This is a genomic window from Vibrio sp. SG41-7 (assembly GCF_014164465.1).
Taxonomy (GTDB): Bacteria; Pseudomonadota; Gammaproteobacteria; order Enterobacterales; family Vibrionaceae; genus Vibrio; species Vibrio splendidus.
In genome coordinates this window covers 1-21,552 of record NZ_JACJFF010000084.1, presented here as the reverse complement: position 1 = coordinate 21,552, position 21,552 = coordinate 1, and the positions used below count along the sequence as shown (strand labels likewise).

General features: G+C 40.3%; 19 protein-coding genes and 5 pseudogenes. 14 read left to right on the top strand and 10 right to left on the bottom strand.

Translation table 11 applies throughout. The features are described from left to right. Nucleotides 1-354: 354 nt before the first annotated feature. Nucleotides 355-726: an opine metallophore biosynthesis dehydrogenase gene (locus H5300_RS18905; RefSeq protein WP_258166902.1), complete on the top strand. Its 372-nt coding sequence runs from the start codon at nt 355-357 to the stop codon at nt 724-726. On the opposite strand, the pseudogene H5300_RS18900 reads toward H5300_RS18905, so the two are convergent. After that, nucleotides 701-1,860: pseudogene (locus H5300_RS18900) on the bottom strand (IS3 family transposase). The gene H5300_RS18905 and the pseudogene H5300_RS18900 overlap by 26 nt on opposite strands. Nucleotides 1,861-1,928: 68 nt before the next feature. Between H5300_RS18900 and H5300_RS18895 the strand changes: the two are divergent. From H5300_RS18895 to H5300_RS18865, 6 genes and pseudogenes are all read left to right on the top strand, one after another. Then, nucleotides 1,929-2,600, top strand: a pseudogene (locus tag H5300_RS18895) (opine metallophore biosynthesis dehydrogenase); the annotation flags it as partial. Nucleotides 2,601-2,691: 91 nt separating this feature from the next. Beyond that, nucleotides 2,692-3,120, top strand: coding sequence for a GNAT family N-acetyltransferase (locus H5300_RS28355; protein WP_105058897.1), 429 nt, complete (start codon nt 2,692-2,694; stop codon nt 3,118-3,120). Between the two features lie 416 nt (nt 3,121-3,536). Then, nucleotides 3,537-3,683 carry a hypothetical protein gene (locus H5300_RS18885; protein WP_181146006.1) on the top strand — a complete coding sequence of 49 codons (147 nt, stop codon included), beginning with the start codon at nt 3,537-3,539 and terminating at the stop codon, nt 3,681-3,683. Between the two features lie 3,245 nt (nt 3,684-6,928). Next, the gene (locus H5300_RS18875; RefSeq protein WP_105058895.1) at nt 6,929-7,954 is read left to right on the top strand and encodes a DNA mismatch repair protein; all 1,026 of its coding nucleotides are present in this window, start codon (nt 6,929-6,931) and stop codon (nt 7,952-7,954) included. Next, nucleotides 7,951-8,865: an AAA family ATPase gene (locus H5300_RS18870; protein WP_105058894.1), complete on the top strand. Its 915-nt coding sequence runs from the start codon at nt 7,951-7,953 to the stop codon at nt 8,863-8,865. Before H5300_RS18875 ends, H5300_RS18870 begins: the two co-directional genes overlap by 4 nt. 136 nt (nt 8,866-9,001) lie before the next feature. After that, nucleotides 9,002-9,613, top strand: a complete 612-nt coding sequence (locus H5300_RS18865) for a recombinase family protein (protein ID WP_105058893.1) — start codon at nt 9,002-9,004, stop codon at nt 9,611-9,613. Between the two features lie 3 nt (nt 9,614-9,616). Here the strand turns inward: H5300_RS18865 and H5300_RS18860 are convergent, their stop codons facing one another. The 5 genes and pseudogenes from H5300_RS18860 to H5300_RS28010 all read right to left on the bottom strand — a co-directional run bounded on the left by H5300_RS18860 (nt 9,617) and on the right by H5300_RS28010 (nt 11,971). After that, nucleotides 9,617-9,919 carry a type II toxin-antitoxin system RelE/ParE family toxin gene (locus H5300_RS18860; protein WP_105058892.1) on the bottom strand — a complete coding sequence of 101 codons (303 nt, stop codon included), beginning with the start codon at nt 9,917-9,919 and terminating at the stop codon, nt 9,617-9,619. Continuing rightward, on the bottom strand, nt 9,919-10,179 hold the full coding sequence (locus tag H5300_RS28015; RefSeq protein ID WP_240698043.1) for a type II toxin-antitoxin system Phd/YefM family antitoxin: 261 nt from the start codon (nt 10,177-10,179) through the stop codon (nt 9,919-9,921). The genes H5300_RS18860 and H5300_RS28015 overlap by 1 nt, the downstream gene beginning before the upstream one ends. 210 nt (nt 10,180-10,389) lie before the next feature. Next, nucleotides 10,390-10,686: pseudogene (locus H5300_RS28490) on the bottom strand (cysteine peptidase family C39 domain-containing protein); the annotation flags it as partial. Between the two features lie 210 nt (nt 10,687-10,896). Beyond that, nucleotides 10,897-11,694 (bottom strand): transposase, encoded by a 798-nt coding sequence (locus H5300_RS18850; protein ID WP_258166899.1) that lies wholly within the window; start codon nt 11,692-11,694, stop codon nt 10,897-10,899. Further along, on the bottom strand, nt 11,681-11,971 hold the full coding sequence (locus tag H5300_RS28010; protein ID WP_240698045.1) for a helix-turn-helix domain-containing protein: 291 nt from the start codon (nt 11,969-11,971) through the stop codon (nt 11,681-11,683). The genes H5300_RS18850 and H5300_RS28010 overlap by 14 nt, the downstream gene beginning before the upstream one ends. An 831-nt stretch (nt 11,972-12,802) precedes the next feature. On the opposite strand from H5300_RS28010, the gene H5300_RS18845 reads away from it, so the two are divergent. Both H5300_RS18845 and H5300_RS18840 read left to right on the top strand, forming a co-directional pair. Then, entirely contained in the window at nt 12,803-13,303 is a 501-nt protein-coding gene (locus tag H5300_RS18845) for a hypothetical protein (protein ID WP_105058890.1), read from the top strand. Further along, nucleotides 13,272-14,825 (top strand): TcdA/TcdB catalytic glycosyltransferase domain-containing protein, encoded by a 1,554-nt coding sequence (locus tag H5300_RS18840; RefSeq protein ID WP_259397724.1) that lies wholly within the window; start codon nt 13,272-13,274, stop codon nt 14,823-14,825. Before H5300_RS18845 ends, H5300_RS18840 begins: the two co-directional genes overlap by 32 nt. A gap of 55 nt (nt 14,826-14,880) precedes the next feature. Here the strand turns inward: H5300_RS18840 and H5300_RS28485 are convergent, their stop codons facing one another. The 3 genes and pseudogenes from H5300_RS28485 to H5300_RS28000 form a co-directional block, all read right to left on the bottom strand. Continuing rightward, a complete protein-coding gene (locus H5300_RS28485; protein WP_258166898.1) occupies nt 14,881-15,126 on the bottom strand; it encodes a hypothetical protein in 246 nt (81 codons plus the stop codon). A 66-nt stretch (nt 15,127-15,192) separates the two neighbouring features. Beyond that, nucleotides 15,193-15,405: pseudogene (locus tag H5300_RS28480) on the bottom strand (HlyD family efflux transporter periplasmic adaptor subunit); the annotation flags it as partial. 108 nt (nt 15,406-15,513) lie between these two features. Then, entirely contained in the window at nt 15,514-16,191 is a 678-nt protein-coding gene (locus H5300_RS28000; protein ID WP_258166897.1) for a hypothetical protein, read from the bottom strand. Between the two features lie 322 nt (nt 16,192-16,513). Between H5300_RS28000 and H5300_RS18830 the strand changes: the two genes are divergently transcribed. From H5300_RS18830 to H5300_RS18815, 4 genes are all read left to right on the top strand, one after another. Continuing rightward, nucleotides 16,514-16,729: a hypothetical protein gene (locus H5300_RS18830; protein ID WP_182796598.1), complete on the top strand. Its 216-nt coding sequence runs from the start codon at nt 16,514-16,516 to the stop codon at nt 16,727-16,729. Nucleotides 16,730-17,051: 322 nt separating this feature from the next. After that, a complete protein-coding gene (locus tag H5300_RS18825; RefSeq protein WP_240698821.1) occupies nt 17,052-17,615 on the top strand; it encodes a CPBP family intramembrane glutamic endopeptidase in 564 nt (187 codons plus the stop codon). 367 nt (nt 17,616-17,982) lie between these two features. Then, nucleotides 17,983-18,762 (top strand): hypothetical protein, encoded by a 780-nt coding sequence (locus tag H5300_RS18820; protein ID WP_105058886.1) that lies wholly within the window; start codon nt 17,983-17,985, stop codon nt 18,760-18,762. Between the two features lie 302 nt (nt 18,763-19,064). Beyond that, a complete protein-coding gene (locus H5300_RS18815) occupies nt 19,065-19,457 on the top strand; it encodes a Rid family detoxifying hydrolase (RefSeq protein ID WP_105058885.1) in 393 nt (130 codons plus the stop codon). 991 nt (nt 19,458-20,448) lie between these two features. Here H5300_RS18815 and H5300_RS18810 read toward each other — a convergent pair. After that, a pseudogene (locus H5300_RS18810) lies at nt 20,449-21,030 on the bottom strand (IS5 family transposase). A 10-nt stretch (nt 21,031-21,040) separates the two neighbouring features. Between H5300_RS18810 and H5300_RS18805 the strand changes: the two are divergent. Then, nucleotides 21,041-21,499 (top strand): hypothetical protein, encoded by a 459-nt coding sequence (locus tag H5300_RS18805; RefSeq protein WP_258166896.1) that lies wholly within the window; start codon nt 21,041-21,043, stop codon nt 21,497-21,499. The last annotated feature ends 53 nt before the right edge of the window (nt 21,500-21,552 follow it).

Sequence of the window (21,552 nt, the reverse complement as noted above, 5' to 3'; positions counted from 1 at the left end):
AACCGTATGGCTTCCGTAACGATAGTCCATGACCAACTCCACCTATGTACAGAGTTGTAAAGTATCATAGCTAAAGCTGACCGACTAAAGTCGGTGGTTTTAACCTTTTAGGAGACTAATAAAAGATATATTATCTATAGTTTTTACTATAAATAATCATGGTATTGATAAAGAAAATAAAGATACCTTTCTGGTAAAATAGAGATAGCGATTTTATTATGATTCTAGGCAATACATTAGTTGTAGGCGCAAGACCCGCCGACATTCAAATCAGTCAGATTCTTGCTCTTTTAAGCAAAAAAATAGCTCTCATAAGCAAAAGTTCTCATCAATGGGATGAATAGAAAAAGACTAATGCGACAACACGAAAACGTTGCTAACTGTGAAGTAAGTAATCCACAATTAGCACCACTAGTTGGTCTTATTAAATTTGATGAGCTTTATACAGACTTATCTCCCCTTCCCTCTTCCTGGGATACGTTAGTCCTAGCGACTCCCGCTCACGCTTATTGTGATGTGCTGACTTCTTTTTCTGAACTCTGCTTAAAAAATATAAAGCAAATCATCCTTATGTCATCCATGATCGGTGGGTGTCTTATTCTAAAAGGGATGTTAAAAAAGAAAGGGGCATCTCCAAATATCATTATTTTTTCTAGCTACTTTGCAACGTCTCATTTTTCATCTAATCCAACTGTAGTGGTCAACAAATTCCGGACACTGACTTAAGCCGATTTTCGGCATTTACTGGCGACAGCCCATCATTTGCTTGATGAGGCCGTTGCCGATTATAGTAACTCATCAGGTAATGGCTGATGTCTTTCTTAGCTTGAGCTTGTGTCAAGTAACCTGTTGCTGGTATCCACTCGGTTTTCAAGCTTCTAAATAGCCGCTCCATGGGAGCGTTGTCCCAACAATTACCACGACGACTCATGCTTTGAGTTATACGATATCGCCAAAGTCTTTGGCGATATTTACGGCTGCTATATTGGCAGCCTTGATCTGAATGGAACATCACGTTCTTCGGACATCCTCGTTGCTCCCAGGCCATCTCCAAAGCTTTAGATACTAATTCAGTATCGGGCTTATCGGATAAAGACCACCCCACAACGCGTCGGCTAAATAGGTCAAGCACTACCGCTAAATAGGTCCACTTCGAACCTGACCAAATATAAGTAATATCGCCACACCAAACACGATTCGGAGTACTGACAGAAAACTCACGCTTCAGTAGATTTGGAATATCTGGCCTTTCTACTTTTGCATGTCTATATCGATGCAAACCTGGCTGTTTACTCATTAAATCAGCTTCACGCATTATCTGGCGAACCTTGAATCGTCCGGCTTTTATGCCTTCTTAGCTCAGCATAGAGACAAGAGTACGGCTGCCAGCAGAGCCTCGACTCATGTTGAAGAGTTCTTTAATTTGGCTAATTAGACGAATGCGATTGGCATCCGGCTTGCGTTGCTTAAACTCGTAGTAACAAGACGAAGCTACGTTGAACAGTTCGCAAAGCATTTTGACCGACTCATGCTCCCTCAACTTGTCTATTAACGAGAACGTTCGAGTTCGTCCGACATTAAGAGAGCGGTGGCCTTTTTTAATATGGATTTTTCTCGTTCTAGCCGGTTAATCCGGGCTTCTAACTCTTGGATTTTCTTTTGTTCAGGCGTGAGGGCTTTAGTCGTTGGAGTCATCCCACCTCGCTCAACTTTGAGTTGGTCGACCCATCGCCGTAAAGCTGTTTCACCTACGCCCATAGAGTTAGCTGCTTCAGGTATGGAGTACCCTTGATCAAGAACCAAACTTGCAGCATCTAGTTTGAACTCAGTAGAAAATGTACGTCGTTGTCGTTTTGTCATTGAACACCTCATTTATGGTGGAGACTTTACCACCTAATTTGGTGTCCGGGATCATTAGACCACTACAAACAACACGACACCCCCTTACTGTCACGACTAAAACTGTGAAAAAAAGGGTGTATATTTATCTCTCTGAACCCAATGATGCATTGTTTAATGCTTTAAGAAACGCCTTAGAAAAAGTTGAAGTTCAAGTCATCCTATTTAATAACCCATTTAGTGTAGAAGGCAGAAACATCGCAACTTATGTACATCCTGCTTTTTTAATCAATACGTTTTCTTTAGATCATATTATTTCAAACGAAGAAGACATTAAATATATGTACAAGCTCTATCCCGAAGGCCCTATCACCATGGGGTTGATCGAAGAATTACTACATCATTGGGAATCAATTTCTCGACTACTAGAGCATTACTCAGCGGAACCAATCAACTTGCTTCAGTTGCTCAATGATGAAAACTTCCCTATACATGAAGTTTCAGATAAACCTTATCTCAAGGGAAAGGTTAGGCAAGGACGACTACAACTACCTAGAGCACCATTAGAAGATTTTCAGACACTTTACTGGCTTAATCACTTAGTTCAACAATCTAGCCTTGTTTCTTCTATCACCTTTCAATCAATAGAAGTGTTTGAATCTTAGGTAAAAGAAAGAAACCTACCCAGTACATCAATCCAAGCCTTAAAACAACGCGCTTATGAATACTACGTTTATGCGACACCCTCTATCAGCAAATAAATTATCCTTAATTACTATAAGCATAGAAGGTGTTTGCTTAGCATTTTAGTGTTTTGCTTCACAAGAAGTAACGAAGGAAAAGGAGATTAAGGTGCGAATAAGAAAAGCAACTATCAACGACATATCCTCTATAAATGCTCTATGTCATGAGCAACTGGCAGGCAGCCACAGTAAAATTAGGCATTACAACAGAGAGCAAAACGAATACAGCTTGAATGATTACAACTTAAGTAATCTAAGAATTATTGACTTACTTTTCACCGAATCCTTGATGAAAGAAAAGATCGAGAATAAAAACATTTATTTTTTTGTCGCTGAAACAAAAAAGAAACAAATAGTAGGCTACCTAATAATCAGTGTTCATTATCCTAAAAAAAAGCCATTAATCCAACAACGAGCTCCATCTTTCTATGCTTATATCGAACGGTTCTATGTATCGTGTCAATATCACGGACAAGGTATTGAACTAGCACTACTCAATAGTTTTGATTATTGGAAAAAACACAAATCAACCCACTAATATTATCTTTCAAAATACAGGGAAAAGTTGTCAATGCTCAGGCTGAGCATTGACAACTTTTCCCCGTATTTAAATTAGTCTAAAACGATTAGTTTTCCATTCAAGCGCCTCAATAACACCTTATTGATACATGCATTCCCTATCAAAAAAGAAAAGGTGAAAACCAGTCCCACAAGTAAGGTGGGAGAGGGCAGTACACACCATCACCCCTCCGGCCGAAATAGCATATTCAATTGAGTAGCCTATCCGAAATATTCCTCCAAACAAATAAAAACTTCTGTCACTGTAAGGCTAGAAAGGCCCCCCTGACACTGTCATCACATCAATCAAGATATGGCTAGCGCCGCACCAAGCAAATGCCATCCCGATCCCGTAGGAATCCCAAACCGAAATAAAGGCGAGGGCAGCGAGTAACCATGAGTAAATACATGCGTAGAGCCTCGATGCTTGATGTGTCTATTACCAAGCTTAAGCACGTATTCAAACCAATTGGGGGCAGTTACACCTTCAACACAATGAGCGGTGAAATTACAGCGCAAATAGTGCCAGCAATTAATGTGTGATTGAGCCATTTAATTGTGAATAAGTATCGGAAATAGAGCGGGGAGGAAAGCGAGTTTTGAAGGTCAATGTCAAACTTGGTTGTTACCACCGTATAATTGGACTCATTCCTAATTACTAAAGAATTAGAAGTGAGTCCTTCCATGGTATCTAAGTGGATAAATGAACTTGTTGAAAGCGGTCTATTATCAACAGAATCGTCATTAGAAAATAACACAACTGATTATTCAACAGAGCAGCGATTTTTCATCGTAATTGAGACTGCAACAATGTCTGAACGAGAATTGGCTGAATACTGTAAGCTAAAGGGTTATTTGTCGAGGACGTTAAAGTCTGGCGAACACTATCAATCAAAGCACAGAGTACAATATCAGCCTCCTCATTATCACACAAAGAAATAAGCAACTACGTGAATATCGCCGAAAAATAAAAACTCTAGACAAAAGAATTAGCACGTAAAGAGAAATCACGCACTGAAACGGCTGTATTACCTGATTCTGCGGAAAAAGTTCAATGCCCTCAGGGAAACCAGCAAGGAAGACTGATTCCTATTCCAGAGCGGCTTAAAATTGTCACTATTGTTGACGAAGCTGTACGTAAGGGGGCAACAAAGACAAGAGCTTGCACTACCCATTGGATTGTCCATACGAACGTTTCAGCGCTGGACACAGAATACGGGAGAAATCTCAGACGATAAGCGACAACACCTTCATAAAAATGAGCTTCACAACAAGCAATCATAAACAGAAAGACAGCAGATCTTAGATACCTGCAATGCTCCAGAGTATGCATATTTACCAACAAATATCATAGTTCCAATGTAGGCTGACAAAGGTATTTATATATTTCTTCCAAGTCAAAATTTTATCGAGTACTAAAACCAATCAGCTAAGCAAACGAACTCGCACCAAAGATACAAAAAGCCTGCAAACCAAATCAGGTCTAGAGTTGGGGGAATAGGAAGCAGAGTTACTCTAAAGGACAATATGGCGAGAAAGGTGCGTTCATAGGAACACTGCACTCTGACAACAGTGCTCATATGAGAAGCTACACTATACTTGCAAATATGTATGCCCTTGGAGTAGTAGATCTTACTCTAGGCCTTGAGTAAACAATGACAACCCATACTTAGAGTCGTTGTTTAAACCAATAAAGTATTACCCTTCTTGGCCACTTAATGGGTTATCTTCCATTGACGAAGCTCTATGTTGGATGGATAACTTTGTAGATTGGTAAATAATGAGCATAAAGTATGTAACACCTCAACAGAGACACTGCAGCGAGGATAACGAGACTCTCCGTCAGCGTATATAAATCTACGCCAGACTCAATTGGCTCATCTAGGCAGAATCGGCAAACAAGAGACTGGAGTTATATCTATGAGGTGTACTTGACCCTAAAAAGTGCAGCGTAACCATTTGTGTTACTTAATTGTAAAAACGACAACTTGCTTGAAAAACAGCGGGAATCAGTGATCGGTTTAAACCTAAATGGATTATCAGAATGCTCCGATATATACAATCCAATCGGTATATGTAGCTTCACACATCACCACCAAAAAGAGATAAAGCCCCATTAATTTCTATCGATTGATAGCTTGCTACTAAGGTAACTGTGGCGATACGACGTTGGTACTCCCATTCCGCTCGCGAGATTGTTTAGTTGTCGAGTAAAACGGCATCTTGCCAATAACCCCAATGTAAATGCTTTGTGGCTTCAAGCCATCCTTCTGGGTCATATTCATCGATATTGAATTTCATGCCAGCACCAAGCTTACTCTTCTCTGGGTAGCACTTAAGTACAGTATTAAAAATTAAATCCGGATCCACTTTTGGTGCCGGCGGGAGGGTAAGGGTTGATACATTATAGTGGGGATCTTAACCTTTTAAAGTAGGGGGTTCGTAAGACTTTATCTCTGACGGAAGCAACTCAGCTTCTTCTCAAGGGATACTCATCCCCAATCATTGGCGTAAGCAGCACTGAACCCACATAAACTAATCCATATAAGGGAAACATTAATCAACACGCGTTGACCTTCTTCCCATTCCTAACATCTGTAAATCACCAAGCACCCACTACCATAAACCAAATCAAGGTTTTGCTGTGTCTAACTTACATCGCTTACTAAGTTAATTAGCTGTGAAAAAGACGTGACAATAGGCCAAAAAGATAGAAGAAGTAGTCCTTGCTTGACGCCATTAACCACACTTTAGAAGATAGTAAACATTTACGTACTATCTGTGCTTTCTAGTCAGTTTATGCGTATCATCGAAGTAAAGCTTGAGTATCAAGAAGATAATCAGCCAAGAAATCCACCGTTATCAAGTTGAGCCTCCTCCAAGGCTTATAATCTTCTGAATGTACTTTGTTGTCTTGGAACCATTTTGCAACGTATTTCATCTCCCTACCTAAATTGTACACTCCAGTAATTGTCTGACAGCAAACTGGTTTCTTTACGATCACAACTTGACGGAAAGCATCTTGGAGCATTAACAATCAATGATCCACATAACGTGTTTCCATCTAGATAATATGACACTGTTACTTACTATTTTTACCAAGCTAAAAACTAGTTCCCCCTATTTATTTTATATCACTGGTGAATACCTACAACGATCAGAGTAGTAATCCCCTAAGATGCAAGTACATAACAAAAAATTAATAGATCAAATAAGATTGTTAGAGTATTAACACTTACTTAATGAGCAAAGTCAAAGCTCCCTAGAGATTTGACTTTGCTCATTAAGTCACCGGCTGAACCTAAGTGAAGTTGGTATTGTTATAAAACTAGATCCTAAAGGTTCTAGTTTCTTAGCACCCGCCTAAAAATATAAACATTTACCGAAATTATATAGATATTCACCGAAGGTATATTAATATTTACCGAATTTATATTGATATTAAACGATCAAACATATAAACATTTACCGAATTAAAGAATTTCAATGTTAACATTAGCCGATCTGGAAGATAGGGAGGATCATAATTTAAATTTAATTTAGGTTATTAGGCAAAGTTGTCTAAAAAACGATCAAAACATAGGCTCGATTATTAATCCAATAGTTAGTTTGATCCTTAATACTCAAGTAAACATTTACCGAAGTAAGTGGTTATTTACCGATATTTATACATAATTTATGTGATGTGATATAGATATTTACCGAAATGATATAGACATCTACCGAAGTTGGTGAGGTAAGTAAGGTTATCTGTTAGAATAATACTATCGCGTTATTAGGTAATGATCATGACTTCAACATCTAGCTCTAGTTTGACGGTTATTAATGAAGAAGACCGTAAAAATCGATTTATCTCATCCATTTTATTTTCGAGAGCTACCATCTTTCATCCAGCTTCACGCTTAACATCCACAATGCAATCCAAACTCATTGAGATTGCACAAAGCGGGGGGACTGATCCTAACTATCCATTAGAAAGCGTGAATATTAACAGTTATGGAAAAAACTTCAGAGTTGATCTGCATGTTGATTACCTGCTTCAACCACATCGAGATATCTTAGAAACCATGCTGGCCTATGCCCAAACTATTCAATTGGACGACAATTCTTATGATGCTGGCTCACGTTTAACCTGGTCTCAGGTATATCAAACCATAACGGACGGTGATATCTCTGATACTCAACAAGATGGTTTCGATTCATTTATTGATCGAGATGCGACTGTTCTGTCAATGGGTATGTATGAGTTAGCAACCCGAATGGGTATGGCGACCACTCGCGCGAACTATGATCAAATAGAGCGTCGTATTACTCAGTTAGCAACGGCTCACTTGGTGATAAATGAACTTGATGAAGAGCAGAATGTAGTCAGCAAAAAGCCGTTAGAGTTTGTTCAAGATTACCGATTTTATTGTGATCGAAGTAAATTCAAAACAGGTCGTAAGAACAGTAAGAACCTCACTAACCACGTGTTCTTAGTTCCAGATATGCGTTTACTGCAAGCAATACGCGACCATGGTTACTACTATCGATTAGAACAACACAAAATGACCAACTACAGTAAACCGTCGGTTCGTTCATTCTTAAAATACATTACTACGCATAAAGCTGAATTCTTACACAACAAGAAGTTTGAGTGGGCACTCGATAGCTACATTCAATCTATTGCTTCAAAAGTCAGCCATAGCTTCCGTAGTGATCTCAGAAAAGATTTGTTGGCTAATGCCGTACAAATCGAAAAAGACTTTAGCCTTCAATTTCGCGATGTAGGTAATGGTATACAGATATTTTATATAGGGGAGGGTGGATCATGAACACTCAATCTCTTGATAGCTTGATGTCTTCATCTGCAAGTCAAAACCTAAGCTTCAGCCTGAAAGGTTTACTTAAAGGACATATAGGCATGTTGATTGCTGCGCCTAATGTAGGTAAGTCTCATCTAGCATTGTGTATTGCAATGGAACACGCTTCTTCAATGTCTTTACTCGGGATGAGTGCGGCCGGAAAACCCGCAAAAACTTTGGTATTGAGTTCAGAAGACGGAGTTGGCGTGATTCAATCTCGCATGAAAGAAAAGCTGACTAATTGCACTGCCACTATTAAGTCAGAGCTAAAAAATAATCTCCACTTTTTAACCGATATTGAACCGATAGTGATCCCGCCAGATAGCTCTGCACAAGAACAGGCAGAACATAAGCAGTATTTAGTACAACTCAGGCAAACCTTCTCGGAATTCGACTTAGTGATAGTGGATACGGTGACGGAATCAATAGGCCGTTGTGAAGAGGTAAAACACGATCGCTTAATCAAAAATGTTTTTCAGAGCCTTGCCAGTAAATCAGGCGCCAGTTTGTTGCTTGTCCATCATGTAAATAAAGATGAGATCCGCGGTAACCAAGAAATTACCATGGCATCAGGCGCAGGTTTAACATCGGTAATGCGACTAACAAAGTGCTTGTTTACGTTAAAGAGAAACAAAGAATCTTTGTCGATTAAATATCTTAAGAGCAATTATTTACCTGAAAATGAAAATCAAGAGTTTGCGGTTGAAGTGAGACAAAGCCTCACTATTAATCCACAGGTATTCAGTTTAAAATCCAAGGCGTCTAAGCCTGCTCGCTCAGCGCAAAGCATTAAGCAAAACCCAAAAAAAATCACACTGCCCGGAACTATTCCAGAGCAAAAAGAAATTGAAGAGCGAAAAAACCTTAGAGACGTCTTGTAAGTAACCTATCACACTTTGAAACAGCACCGACATCCGGTGCTGTTTTCTTATCTGACACTGTTCGCACTCTCTGTTACTAGTTCAATTTTTTCGCTCAGCTTGTCCAGTTTGGATCGTCTTTAATTAAGGAGGAAGCATGGCGAACTACGCGTATTTAAGAGTTTCATCAGACAGCCAAGATGTGGCAAACCAAAAGCACGGGATCTATGACTACACCAATAAGGTTGGGATTGGTCATTTGATGTTTGTTGAAGATGTGGTGACAGGCAAGAAAAAATGGCGGCAACGTAAATTAGGTGCGTTAGTGGAGGGCATGACGAGCGGAGATTGCATCGTATTTGCTGAAGTCAGTCGAATTGCGCGTTCTACTTTACAAGTGCTTGAGGTTCTCAAAGTGTGTATGGAAAAGAAGATTAATGTCTATATCGCCAAACAGAATTTAAATCTAGATGGTTCAATGCCATCTCGCATAACCGCAACAGTGCTAGGACTTGCGGCAGAGATAGAGCGTGAGTTTATCTCGATGAGAACGAAGGAATCGCTCGCCGCTAGAAAGAAAAATAGCATGATTCTCGGAAGACCAAAGGGCCAAGCTGAGAAGCTGACGCTCGATGTTAAACGTGAACAAATAGAGAAGTATTTAAAGATGGACTTGGGGATTCGTCCCACAGCCAAATTGATCGACGAAGCGCCGAGTACGCTGCGCGACTACATGAAGCGATGCGGGTTAACCCTTAAATTAGCTTAAGGGTTAAGGTAGTTGTGAAAAGTCCTTGGCAGGCGACATGTGCTTACCAAAAACGGCTGCAATCACAATGTGATTTTGCTTTTGGATGTAATAAATCACATGGTGCTTTAAAGGAAACCGGAAGTAGTTTTGTCCCAGTTCAGAAACTTCTATGCCAAGCAGCTGGTTGTTCGCCAGTAATTCCATTGATTGCTTGAGCTCTGAAAAGTAAGTCGTCCATTGTGTTTGCCCCCATAGCTCTAATGTATAGCGACGAATCTCAATGAGATCAGATTGCGCTGCAGAAGAAAGCTTGTAGTGCATCATTAATCAAATTTACCTTGGTCAAGTGTGTTCATGAAGTCGTTACCGTCGACCAGGTTATCTGATAGAGCATCGGCCTCTGCTTGTTCGAAGCGTGATTTCACCACCATCAATTTGAGTGCTTCAAGTTGTTCATATTCTTCACAAGACATCATCACCGCAACGGGTGAACCGTTCTTATTAATTTGTACAGGTTCACGTTGAACCTTCATCAGTAAGTCACCAAATTTGGTTTTAGCTGTATTAGCAGTAAGTGATTGCATAACATTCTCCTTTTCGTTCATTATAAACGAATCGAACGATTTAACCAATTTGTATGATTCTGTGATTGGAGGTAATCTGATGTAATGTCCATAAAGGTATAACATTAATAGTGTAACTAGGGTGCGTTTTAACCCATGAATATTCTCCCACAGTTGGCTAATTCGCATGGTCTCGCGTTTGTCTTGTTTTTTAAAGTTACTACTGGGGTGTAGTTCGAGTGTGATCCCGGTAAAGCTGCGAGCAAATTCAATTGTAGATAACTGGCGCTTACCCTGAGCGGGGTCATTGATATCAACCTTTCCATTACACACTTTCGTTAGCACTACAAAATGGTTTAAGTCCCAATGAATAATGCATGACAAAGTAAGCTGATCTAACTCTTCTATTTCACATTGTACCGCTCGTGCTATGAGCCTTATTCGACTAGCTAATTCCATGACCTGTTTTAAATTAATGCCCTGTGCACTAATCCTTACCATGCGTCTAAGTGATGCGACATTATCCAGAAATCATCGCGACGCACGCTAACGCGCATTCTGATACTTCGGATTGCATCACCAAAGGTACGTGTTTTAGATGTGTGTAATGTAATCGTTGACATCCTCCCCTAGCTAATTCGCTAGGGGATTCCTGTTTCACGGCGTATTGCTTAACGGTCGAGTGATCAATTAAGGCTTACTTACGCTCCACAGGCTAACACGGTCTGCCCGACCGCTTTAATATTTTGGACTGGTTATTTTATGTAATAGATAACGGTCTAGTTGAGTTAAACACTCAGGACACTGCCACGAACGCACATGTAATGGTAAGGAATCGATAACGTGACCACAGTAATTGCAGCGCTTAGAACTTGGATACCACTTATCAATTTGAACAAGTGTGCGTCCGTACCAGGACGCCTTGTAGGTCAACTGACGCACAAGTTCTGACCAGTTAGCGTCTGCGATTGCTTTGGAGAGTTTACGATTTTTGAGCATGTTTTTAATACTCAGACTTTCACAGCTAATCACTTGGTTTTCGTTTATCAGTTGCGTAGTCAGTTTATGGGTAAAGTCGCGACGACAATCAGCAATCTTTGCCTGAATGCGAGCGACTTTCTTTCTGGATTTTTGGAAGTTCGCAGAGCCTTTCTTTTTCTTAGAAAGGATGCGTTGCGCTTTCGCTAGTTTCTTAGCGTAGCGCTTGGTGTGGTGGGGATTACCAGATTTAAACCCATCGGAGGTAATAACAAGATCTTTCAAACCTAAATCAATGCAGACTGTATTTTTAATAATCGGCAGTGGTTTTGGCTCGAAGCGGCAAAGACAAGAAACGAAATAGCGACCAGCACTGTCTTTGCTGATTGTAATAGTGGTTGGTTCGCTAGGTAGTTCACGACTCCAGCGTACATTAAGTGGCTGCTTGGACTTGGCGATAAATAGCTGTCCATCACGGTACTTAAACGCTGACTTGGTGAACTCAGCAGACTGATTTGAGCGCTTCTTTTTAAAGGTCGGGTATTTATCGACCCTCAAAGAAGTTTTTAAAAGCGATTTGTTGATGGCGTAACGATTGTTGCAGAGGCACGCAAGAAACATCATTCAACCAAGAGAATTCAGGGTTTTTCTTGAGTTCGGTTAGGTAGCTTGATGCTTTGTTGTAGTTAATCTTAGTTTGCTCACTGTAGTAAGCATCGGTGCGCCAACGAAGAACAGAGTTGTAAACAAAGCGCGTACAGCCAAATGTGCGCTCAAGTAATTCTACTTGCTCGCCAGTTGGATAGATGCGGTATTTATAAGCTCTCTCTTTCATATCCCACAAGAGTCCACAAATTTTTGTTAGAGTAAATAATATTAAATTAACTACGAGGAGCGGCGTTCCTCCCCTTCCTATTTCGGAAGGGGTATCCACGCTGAAATATTTTGATGAAGAAGGTTATGGGGAGTTCCTGACATACTCTGTTTTCTTTGGTTGTGAGTGGTCCTGGGGCCTGTGCATGCTTTTTATAGTTTGAGCAACGAGTTTCTGTGCTCTTTTTTGATTAATTAAATGCCACTCAACCTTATGAGCGTTTACGGCTAATGACATGTTATTAAAGGAGAAATTAAGATTAATTATCTATGGGGGAGTCGGTGGGTGGGGGCGTGGTTTTTATGCCCCTGGTTGATAAACCAACAAGAAGTGAGGGTTATCAATAAATTAACCCATAAATTAATTGTGGTACTGATGGAGTTTAAGCATTGATAAAGCTAGGGCTAAATACCTGTAGGCCGTTTACGCAAGCGCCAAGTTCTATTGCTGCGTTGTAAAGGTGTTATTCAGGGAGAAACATTGGTTACGTTAAGGATGAGTAATGAAGAAAGTTATGTGCCAACAAGTAGCGTCACTATCAGAGGATATGCTTGATAAAGTTGTGGGCGGGAAGGGATACGACGGTTGTACCTCTAACCTAAAAAGTTGCATAAAGCAGCGACGAAAAAAGGAAATTCATCAAAGGGTCGTGATTGGAGCGGGGGCTGGAATAGCCGTTCTTCCTAAGTCTTGATTTTTTAATGATGGATGATGGATGATGGTTTGTGAGGTAGGCCGCTTACTTACTTCACTTTTTCCTCATGAAGATGTTCCCTATTCACGGAGCACATTATGAAAACGTATTTGTTATCACTGTTTGTAGCTCAATTCCCGTTGCCCATGGCTGACAAGCCTTCTCTTGTCTCTATGTCAGATAATGCCATCGTACCTATTACTCGGCAGGCGTTGGTAGGTTGGTGGCAGTGTTGGTTTACTTTCCCGTTGATTGGTGACCGCATTCTCAACGAACATTTGAGGTTGGATAAAGATGGCAGTTTTTCATCGCAAGGGACGTTTGAATACTTTTTGAGTAATCATGACAAGCCAGCTATCTTCTCTTTTTCAGCTCAAGGAAACTGGGACTTTTATCAGCATCAACTTCGCCTTGAGTATGCCCCTTTTGATATCGAACCAATGGGCGAGTTGAGCGAACAATATCTAAACGACATCAAAAAAATCTACCTATCTCCATCCTATAAAGGGACGCGTCGCACTGTGTTTGATGTAGAGTTGTTACGCAAAAATTCCATGACAATTGGTAATGAATATGACAGCTGGCGGTGCGTTAGATAACAATATCCAACTTGTTTTTGAGCTTATCAATAGTTCTGAGTCCACGCTGTTTGATAAGAAAAAAGCATGTGGTTTCGTAGAGAAGTTACTGGCGCTTCAAGGGCAGATAAATCACGAATCTGTGTCTATTTTCATTCGGTTATTGGACGAATTGCTTTTAGCTGACAAGGAACAATATCTTGCTCGAGATGTGTTACAGCGTATTAGTTGGCTCGAACCAAAGGACCTTGTGATGTTAGATAAGGTATTTTTTGTTTGGATTGGTTGTTTGAGTGAGCGCCAGCTTGAATATTTTGATGTGTGGGAAGAAGTTTGCCAAGACGATACATTCATCTATTACGATAGCCGCTGTTTACTTGCTAGTGAGATTAAGGACGTTCTCTGTCGAATACACAACTGCAGTCATGAAGATGTGGCCTTTATAAAGCACCAAAGTGACTGGTTTGAGGCGTTTGTAGAAAGTAAGGAGAGACACCTCGATGAATGGTTAATTGATCATACTAGAGTCTATGATGCCGACATCGCAACTGAGCTTGAACATAGGCTATACCGTGTTAGGCATCGTTACTACCAGCTAATGAAACTAGTTACCTTGATAGATATTGCGTCTATTGATTCATTATTTGTATTTAGCGGCTTTGATTTAGAACCTTACTATCTGTACGAAGTACTTCTGAGAAATAATTTAGCTGCAGCAAGTCATATCGTTCGGTTGTTGGTTCTTTATCATCAAGGGGGGATGTACGTTGATTTCGACACACTTCCAAGTTTTGAGCACTGTTTTCCTAAAACAAATCGGCGCTTTCCTGAATGGGTGAGTAATAACATGGTCGATGTACTTAAAGCCGAGCTCGTCATGAATGTGTTTCGAACTCAGCAATTGACTCGTTTTGCACGGTGCCAAGGTGATCATCAGCTAGTAGAGAATATCGTAGTAACGTTTTTTGATGATGATAAAGAGCAAATCAAAAGTTTGCATGAAGATGTTGCTGCGATAACTGAAGATAAACTTTTTCACCCTTTTATCTTGCCTCCCGTTCACAAAGAGGGTTTGGCATTAACGAAAGTCAAAAATAGTGTGGGCGAATTCAACAACAATGTGCTGATAGCGCCTAAGGGATCCAAGTTAATAAGAATTGTCTTAACGATGATGAGCAGTCGTTACCGTTATATGGAAGATAACGGCATTATATTTGATGATATTTTCACCTCTCGCGACTGTGACGTTAACAATAGATTGATGGAGAGCGAGGAGTATTGGCTTCGTTTTTCGGACTATCGGTATGACCATTTACGGTCAAGTGATAAGGTAACGCTCTTCTTGTCTGGGCCTTCATTGGTATTAGAGGTACTTATATCGCTTGCTTATGAAGTTTTTGACATTGAAGGCTGTAGTCCGAACGCCGTCGTGTTCGCAATGAGCCACCCAGGCTTGAAGATGGCATTTGAGTATCAAACTCAATTTACAGTAGAGCATATGCGCTCAACTTGGCTTCGAAACCAAAACCTCCTTTCTGATTAGTTCGATTTTAGTCACTGTTTAACATTTAAGCTGACTTTTTAGTAAGGTTCGCTCATTAAAGCTTACCTTGGATCGCGTATGTTGGGTCAAGTATCCATTCTAGGAGCGTGCGCGTTTCTAAAATAATATCAACCGCGCCATCACGCCTGTTTTCAATGGGAAATTCTTCACCATAGGCGTTCATAAATTGATCTGGTAAAGAGGCTGTTACTCGATACATGGCTTGTTCTGTCTGAATGGGGAGGGCTTTGTCACTTGGCAAGATCAAAGCTTTGTCAATGCTCGTGATAGCACCAGTCATTAAGCCGAATTTCTGATACGGAAAAGCATAAAAGCATAAAAGCATAAAAGCATAAAAGCGGATATTGACGGTATCACCTTGTTGAACAAAACCAGCAGAGCGGGTGGGTAGGAGTAATTCTAACCCAAGGGGCGAGTTGGTGGGGATGATACTTAAAATCGGTGTACTTGGGGATACTTGGCTCCCTACTTTAGCCTGAATCGCTGTAACAGTGCCTTGCTTGGACGCTTTCTGTGTAAATTCATATTCGCCGTTTAGTTCTACTTTTCGGCCTGTAATAAAGAGATATGTTATTGTATCTAAAGTAGTTTTAAGTTGTGTTGTTCAGGCAGTAACTGTTGTTGGGTTTGTATTTGTGCTATCTCGACATGAAGCGAACTCACCTCTTTATCTATTTTGATTCGCTTCTTGGTATTCTAATAACGCTTCTTGAGCTTCTATCAAGGCTGTTGCTGAAAGGTATCCATCTTGAGATAAGGTTTGTCGTTTTTCATAGAGTTGGGTTTGTAGGTCAAGGCGTATGGTGTTGGTTTGTTTGGCTTTGTTAATTGCGCTTAAACTTTGATTCAGGCGCTCTAACTGGTGCTGCAAAGTGAGAGTTTGCTTGTTAAACAGGGCGTCAGAAATAGTTCGCTTTTTTTCCAACATTTTCAACTGTGTGTCTATTTCTTGGAGGAGAGCTGTGGTTCGCTCTTTTCCACTGGTTAAGCCTTGGCTATTTTGAATCCGTGCAATCGGCTGACCCTTTGTGATTTCTAGTCCTTCCTCTACCCAGAGCTGATTGAGTACCCCTGAACGAGCAAAATATAAAGTGATGACGCCTTTTTGTGGAGCTAGGTATCCCTTCACAGTCTCTTTACGTGCGAACTCAAAGTGCGAGAGATAGAACAAAATGAGAACAAAGAGAGCGAAAAGTGCCGCACTGATACCATACAAGGACAGTGGCTGAATTAAAACGACGCGACCTGTTAGCGTTTGTTTTTTTGCTTCAAGAACTTGTCGACGAAATAACATAATAATTCCTTTTTCTTTTTTATTCCTTGGATTGTTTAGGTCAAATGGCAAGTTTATGGATGGTTAGGGGGCTCTCTTCATGCTAGAAGGAGTGGAGAAAAAACTCAGCTTATTAAACAGTAATTACGAATGATTTTGGGGAGTTGAACTCTCTTGATGCAAAGGAAAACCACTCGAATAATCATGAACTAAGAAACTCAATGCCTCATCATTAATTAACCATAATTAAATACTTTCTCCCTAATAAGCACGTTAATTTTTTACCTTCAAGCAGGGAGGTTTAGGTCGGAATGTAAAAGATTTTAAACCGATAGGTCAGTTGTCCGTCCGCTCTCTCTTGGAATCGTGGATTTAATTGAGGGAGAGTTTAACAATGAAAGTATTAGCTACTGTTCATGAGATTGAGCAAGTTGTTGGAGGGACTCTTGGTCGTGGAATTGGAAGCTGGATCCGTGATTCGCTTGATAGAGCACACGTACCAGTTGCAAGAGCTCGTTATAGTGAGTATCGCCAGCGAAGAGATTGCTCGGGAGCTCGTGCTGCACAGGCTCATTCTCGTTCGCGCAGCGGATATGAACGACCGCCATGACAAAGGTGGTAGTAACTGTATTGGGGGCCGTTAGGTCTTCGGATTAATTTACGATGCGGTTAATGATATCTGCTGTGATGGTAGTCTATATAGGTTATTTTTTCTAAGTTATATTCTGCTTGATTACTACCTGATCATTACCCGAGAGTGGATACTTAATCCGAGTTTGGATCGAGTGCTCTACTCAGTTATCGCTTACTACTTGTTACCCGTTGGCGCTTTTTTCGCGCTGTTTGTTAGTGCTCGACGAGATAAGCATTGGAAGCAGTACTCAACCTCCTGACCTAGAAACACATGTACATGTGGTGAAGGCGTCTTGGTATTGCTTGGTTTTATCTCATTGAATTCTTTATCAAATTATATTCAATATGTTGTTTTTGATTGGTTTTATCCAGGCTCTTGGCAGGCCCAAGCCTACAATTTCACTCCTTTGTTTTCAGCCTATGATGGTGTGATTGATTGGTCGAGTGTGTTACGAAGCGCTATGGACGGTGTGTTTATTTCTCCCGTGCTAGAAGAGCTTATTTTTCGTTATTTGTTGTTTGTTATTTTCAGATCATTTTTGGGGGTTACCGGCGCCGCATTACTCTCAAGCTTAATATTAGCTTCAATACACCAGTGGGAACTGTACGCCTTTATGTCAGGGGTATTTTTATGTTGGGCCTTTGAGCGATATCGCCGTCTAGAAGTGGTTATTGCCATTCATGCTGGTCATAACCTATTTATTTTACTTTATGACCTTGTTTATTACTCGATCACACAGCTTCACTTTAATCCTTGGGAGATGGTTGATATTAATATTATTGCACTACAATCGGGTTATCTGGTGCTGTTTTTGCTCTTTATTGATTATCAGCGAAGAGAGTTCAGGAAGGAGTTATGCTAGCAAGAGGACTGTTTCTTTCACTTATTTACTTAAATGTAGCCATACTGTTTTTAAGCGTACTTTGGTTGTTAGTCCCATCTTTCAAACAGTATTCGTTAAGCGATTACTACGCCTACAGTGCCATTGTAATTTTAGTTCTGAGCGCTCTAGTCGCTCAAGGTGGCCGAAATAGTACTGAAGTGACTGACAATCAAAATAATTACCGTGCTGTTGTGTTCTTGTTAACGTTGGGCTTGATATTAATGATTAAAAGCTTCGTGTTAACTTTGATTTAGGGGAACGAACATAATCCATCATTGTCACCATCAAAATAGTGGTTTCGTACAAGTTTTGGTTGCTTAAGGTTGGTTTGTAAGAAGAAAAGTTTATGATAAAAAAAATATTCTCGTATGTGGTTGTGTTATTCGTGTTTGCTATCATGGTCAGCCAGCGCAATCTTAGCCCTGAGTTAATATTTCCTAAATGTGAGATTAACAAGTCAGTTCAATCAAAGATCACTTTTTATATTGATGAGTCCGTTGTGTATAAAAGTGAAATTGTCGGAAAACTGCATGAAGCAGTAGCAATGTCTAACACAATATTGGCCAACTCTTGTGTACCTATTATTCGCTCTTTTAAAGAGAGCCAATTTATATCTATGCCAAAGAGTGTTTCATCTGTTTCCTCTCTACATTCTGCCTTACAAGAAGAAGTAGGCGCTTCCGAAATTGACCATCTTAGAAGTAACCCAATAGAACAGTATGTGGTTGTTCTTGGTGAGAATCATCCTGTCGTCATTGCACAAGAAATTCACGGTATGACGAGGATGAATATGAATGATAGCTTTATTGTCTTATCGGAAAGATTTCCTATTACCGTTTTAGAACATGAATTTGGGCACTTAGCTTGGGCTATGCATGAGCAGCCTGAGACTGAAAGTGGTAAGTTTTGGGTTAATGAGCAGGTTTTCCCTGGTAATAGAAAAAAGGTAAAGCCTTACGCGGGAGCTTACCATTGCTCGAATTACGGCACTGTCATGAGCTATGCTACGCAAGTAGTTCCTGCCTACTCAAGCCCCCTGATTAGTAACAACGGAGAGTTCTGTGGTCACGGAGTTAAGGGTGATAATACTAGAGTTATGCAGGAATACGCTGAAAGTTTAAGATGATTCATTCTAAACATATTTGCCCTTCACTTAGAGCACCCTTCTGGTTACCTGCTTTATCTCGTGAACCTTCTCGTTCGTTCCTTACTCTTTGGTGGTTCAACCAAGCCATATTATCTTCAATTACAAACAACGTGCTTTAGCTTGTGCCCTAGTTGTCTTTTGGTTGGGTTTTAACGCTTTGTTGGCGTCAGTTCTGATTCAATAAGGTTAAAAACTGATGAAATTATGATTAAATAATAAGTGTTTTTTCAGTTAATCCTCTAATTTTGTTGGGCATCTAAAACTAATAGGATTGAGAAAATATGCGCAAAATCATTGATACTCAAGCGGCCCCAAAAGCGATTGGCCCATACTCCCAAGGGATCATCACCAGTGGGTTAATTTTCACTTCTGGTCAATTACCACTGAGTCCCCAGACTGGGTTTTTGGTTAAAAATAGTCTTGAGAAGCAAACGGTGCAGTGTCTAGAGAATATGAGAGCGATTTTGCTCCATGCAGACGCTGACATGTCAGACGTAGTGAAAACAACTGTTTATATTACCGATATGATGAGCTTTTCAGTTGTAAATGAAATTTATAATGATTTTTTCATTAAGCACGGCGCCAATTATTTTCCTGCGAGAACCTGTATTGAAGTATCGAAACTTCCTCTCAACGCAATGATTGAGATAGAAGCCGTTGCTGTTGCACCTTAGTCATTAACCATTTTTAATTTTTTAGCTCCAGCTTAGGCGCTGGGGTTATCTATTTAGGATTACCCTAGTGCGAACTTTGTCTCCGTATGTTTAATATAATTTATATAACACTCAATATACGATCTCTTATTTATAAGATTTTTTTTCGTGAAATATCGCGAAATGAGTAGAGTTACATTTTTCGAGAATTAGGGTGTCAAATTACTTAGGAAGAGGTCGAGAAATTGTTTTTTAAAACGGTTATCACCGTCATGGGTTGGGAGGGAGATAAACCAGTAGCGTCCGAGTGCAAAAGGATTATATGAATGGCTAAAGGTCGGGAATCCATCATCTACTTGAGAACGCAAGAGCGATAGCTAATATAAAAATGGGACTAAAAAAAGAATGGTTCTTTTAGAGTGACCTCTAATAGAGTAGTTCTGTTGTTGATACTTTTCGCTAGGGCGTTCTCGCTCCGCTTGGTTCATTCCGTCGATTCTCTCCTCTCTCGATAACTTGAGTCACTTTATCGAGCCAGCTCGAGATGCTTTACTTTTCTGAGAACAATTACTCAACGCGCTTCTCTCTACGTTTGATGCGCCTCGTCGTCTCTCCTTGTTGCACTTCCTGTCTTTGAATAAGTTCGAGTAAGGGCTTGTTTTCTTATGCGCTAATTTCCTTTCACTCGATTCATTTACGGGCACGCAGGGTGTTAACCGTTTCTCACCACAACCTGTTTTTCAAGTGAGGCTTCGCCGCTGCGCGCCCTTGCAAAGCAGAACGATGTTGAGAGAGCGGACATCCAAGCGGCTCCGAAAAGTGATACTCAAAAAAGGAAAATCTCATGGCGCAACAAAACTCAACCCCAACTCTCTCTAATTCAAATTCAGCAACCAGCGTTTCGCCGCTGGGAAACGAAAGAAAGCTCACCAAAAAATGATGCCTTTAGTCCTTTGGCAGTATAAAAGTTGCGCTATCTAGGGCGTGTTGATCTTTGTTGTACATTTCGCGTTCAACAATACATCGGTAGCCACATTAACATGAATGCCAGCGATAACATGCTGGCATAATTCCTTTCTAGCTTGTCATATCCTTTATCACAAACGAGGGTATTAACTTCATCGAGTTGCTCAACTAAGCTTTCGGCATGCACTATATCGTGGCATTGTCCCTCTGATAAATCAAAGCAAATCGGCAGGCCACCACTATCTACGGCTAAGTGAATTTTGGTTGAATTGCCCCCGCGACTTTTTCCTATTTGCTCTGAACTTTCAGTAGCTGCACCTGTACTATTCTGATGCGCTCTAACTATAGAGCCATCAATAAATACCCATTCAAAATCAGCCATGCTAGATAAGCTTTTGAAAAGCTTATCTAAAATTCCTTTCTTTGACCAAAGATTAAATCGTCTGTAAACGGTACTCCACTCTCCAAACTCAGAGGGTAGATCTCGCCAAGGAATACCTGTTCTCATTCGATAAAGTATTCCTTCAAATGTCATTCGATGTTAAGTTTTATCGTAAATACGACCTGTACTTTTCATCACTTGGAGTAGCAGTTCCCAGCGAATATCAGTTAGCATTGTTCTTGGCATGGTATTGCTTATGGTTTTATTTTTGGCGAAGCAAATTATAACTCTTTACAATGCTGTTCAAAAAGCACTCACGAAAGATCAACACGCCCTAGTCAAAAAGTGTCGTGATGAGGAAAAAATAAAGTCTGATTTGGTCTCAAAAATTCATTGTTTAAAATTGTTCAGCCGTCGTCAGTCTCCAGAGCAACAGGCCGATATAAATGCTCTCAAAGAGCAAGGGTTGGTTGACGATATCAAGCAGAAGTTTCCGCAATTGGTGTTTCGTCGTTTTGCTTTGCACGAGGTGCGTAACTTATTTGTTGAATTGAACAGGGCAGACTTTGGCGAATGGTTTCTTCATGAGCGATTGGATCACATAATCCTTTACACCACCTACGGGTCAGTGTTTCCAGCCTTACGATTCGTGAAAACGGGTGAGGGTACGTTTAAGTGCTCGGGGTTTTGTTTCGATATACGTTTTGGTGCTTAGGATATCACATTAAAATACGTTATACGTTATACGTTATACGTTATACGTTATAC

Bases quoted from the DNA above. Each gene is read 5' to 3' on its own strand.
- H5300_RS18840 (WP_259397724.1), top strand. From the start codon at position 13,272: ATGAATATGACAGCTGGCGGTGCGTTAGATAACAATATCCAACTTGTT.
- H5300_RS18830 (WP_182796598.1), top strand. From the start codon at position 16,514: ATGAAAGTATTAGCTACTGTTCATGAGATTGAGCAAGTTGTTGGAGGG.
- H5300_RS18805 (WP_258166896.1), top strand. From the start codon at position 21,041: ATGGTTTTATTTTTGGCGAAGCAAATTATAACTCTTTACAATGCTGTT.
- H5300_RS18885 (WP_181146006.1), top strand. From the start codon at position 3,537: ATGAGTAAATACATGCGTAGAGCCTCGATGCTTGATGTGTCTATTACC.
- H5300_RS18860 (WP_105058892.1), bottom strand. From the start codon at position 9,919: ATGATGCACTACAAGCTTTCTTCTGCAGCGCAATCTGATCTCATTGAG.
- H5300_RS18820 (WP_105058886.1), top strand. From the start codon at position 17,983: ATGATAAAAAAAATATTCTCGTATGTGGTTGTGTTATTCGTGTTTGCT.
- H5300_RS18905 (WP_258166902.1), top strand. From the start codon at position 355: ATGCGACAACACGAAAACGTTGCTAACTGTGAAGTAAGTAATCCACAA.
- H5300_RS18875 (WP_105058895.1), top strand. From the start codon at position 6,929: ATGACTTCAACATCTAGCTCTAGTTTGACGGTTATTAATGAAGAAGAC.
- H5300_RS28015 (WP_240698043.1), bottom strand. From the start codon at position 10,179: ATGCAATCACTTACTGCTAATACAGCTAAAACCAAATTTGGTGACTTA.
- H5300_RS18865 (WP_105058893.1), top strand. From the start codon at position 9,002: ATGGCGAACTACGCGTATTTAAGAGTTTCATCAGACAGCCAAGATGTG.
- H5300_RS28485 (WP_258166898.1), bottom strand. From the start codon at position 15,126: ATGACTGGTGCTATCACGAGCATTGACAAAGCTTTGATCTTGCCAAGT.
- H5300_RS28010 (WP_240698045.1), bottom strand. From the start codon at position 11,971: ATGAAAGAGAGAGCTTATAAATACCGCATCTATCCAACTGGCGAGCAA.
- H5300_RS18815 (WP_105058885.1), top strand. From the start codon at position 19,065: ATGCGCAAAATCATTGATACTCAAGCGGCCCCAAAAGCGATTGGCCCA.
- H5300_RS18870 (WP_105058894.1), top strand. From the start codon at position 7,951: ATGAACACTCAATCTCTTGATAGCTTGATGTCTTCATCTGCAAGTCAA.
- H5300_RS18845 (WP_105058890.1), top strand. From the start codon at position 12,803: ATGAAAACGTATTTGTTATCACTGTTTGTAGCTCAATTCCCGTTGCCC.